Origin of the sequence: Psychrobacter sp. 16-MNA-CIBAN-0192 (genome assembly GCF_040309565.1) — a bacterium.
Taxonomy (GTDB): domain Bacteria; phylum Pseudomonadota; class Gammaproteobacteria; order Pseudomonadales; family Moraxellaceae; genus Psychrobacter.
Genome location: NZ_JBEOOX010000584.1, coordinates 1 through 247 on the forward strand (window position 1 = coordinate 1; position 247 = coordinate 247).

Below are 247 nucleotides of genomic sequence, written 5' to 3' on the forward strand. Positions count from 1 at the left end.
CGTTGGTGCAATGCGTCCATCAACCGCGATGAGTGCCGATGGTCCGATGAATCTTTATAACGCGGTTGCCATCGCTGCTAACCCTGAATCTAAAGGCCGAGGTGTTTTAGTCGTAATGAACGATACCGTACTTAACGCCCGCGATGTGACTAAGACTAATACTACCGGAGTGCACACCTTTGCCGCGCCTAATTTTGGTCCACTTGGCGTCCTTCATAACAGTAAGGTTGAATACATGGGCAACACT

Annotated in this window: 1 protein-coding gene; it reads left to right on the forward strand. The window is 49.4% G+C overall.

The window, feature by feature from the left end; translation table 11 throughout:
• On the forward strand, nt 1–247 hold a 247-nt coding region (locus AAEY78_RS14485), incomplete at both ends, for an asparaginase domain-containing protein (RefSeq protein WP_352340143.1).